Below are 1,177 nucleotides of genomic sequence, written 5' to 3' on the forward strand. Positions count from 1 at the left end.
AAGAGCATGGGGCATTGTAGTGTTGAACATACAAAATACTATTATTCAATAGTGCCCCGCATGTCAGAAATCTTGGAGAACAAGAGCGGAGCGGGCTTTGAGGAACTTGTACCGGAGGTGATGAACGATGAAATCTGGTAAAGAAGCGAGATTCCTGTCAAAATCCATTTCCGAGTTTATATCGGTGTACGCTCCCGCCCATTTGACCGATAGCGAGAATACTCTGAAATCCTATCAGGCGACATTGAGCAAATATCTTGGTTTTCTCGAGGACGACAAAGGTTTCAATACACAGACTATTTCTGCCGAATGTTTTGAACGACCGATTATAGAAGAATGGATGCGGCACATGAGGAACACAGAGCATCTCTCTCCAGATACATGCAACATCAGGCTCGGTGGATTAAGGACATATTTGAAATATCTTGGCACCAGGGAGGTCAAATATAAGTACTTGTATTCGGAGGCCGTTGATATCCCATTAATGAAAATCGAAAAGAAAAAAGTGTCTGGGCTGAGCAAAAAAGCAGTAAAGGCATTGATGGCCACACCGAACCAATCCACATCGACCGGAAGAAGGGATCTTGTATTTATGATAATCGCTTACGGAACAGCAGCTAGAATGTCAGAAATACTATCTATAAAAGTCGGGCACTTGTTTTTGGAAGGTTCTAAACCTCATGTGACCGTAATTGGAAAAGGCAACAAAGTAAGGACACTCTATCTTCTCCCTAAAGCTGTCGCTCACATAAGAAAATACCTCAAGACAGCCCATGGCGATAATCCGGATCCGGAAAGATTTCTTTTTTACTCCAGAAATGGAAGTAAAGAAGAACGGATTAGTTCCAAAGCCATAGAGAAACGTCTACGTATGTATGCAGAAAAAGCCCATGAGAAATGCAATGATGTTCCTTTAGATCTTCATGCACATCAATTCCGCCATGCACGTGCTTCACATTGGCTTGAGGAAGGAATGAATATAGTGGAAATATCCGTTTTGCTTGGTCATGAGCAGCTGGCAACAACAATGCGTTATCTGGACATCAGTACGGATGATCAGATAAAAGCAATGGCGACATTAGAAGATGAAAACGATTCCAGAGTAAGTGCCAAATGGAAAAACAACAATAACGGTAGTCTTAAGTCTTTGGTCGCCAGACAGTAATAATAAATCCGA

At 42.0% G+C, this 1,177-nt stretch carries 1 protein-coding gene; it reads left to right on the forward strand.

The annotated features are described in order from the left end of the window. Positions 1–127: 127 nt before the first annotated feature. Positions 128–1,165 carry a tyrosine-type recombinase/integrase gene (locus tag BM146_RS18950; RefSeq protein WP_074892260.1) on the forward strand — a complete coding sequence of 346 codons (1,038 nt, stop codon included), beginning with the start codon at positions 128–130 and terminating at the stop codon, positions 1,163–1,165. The last annotated feature ends 12 nt before the right edge of the window (positions 1,166–1,177 follow it).

The sequence above is a fragment of the Butyrivibrio proteoclasticus genome, assembly GCF_900115735.1.
Lineage (GTDB): Bacteria > Bacillota > Clostridia > Lachnospirales > Lachnospiraceae > Butyrivibrio > Butyrivibrio proteoclasticus_B.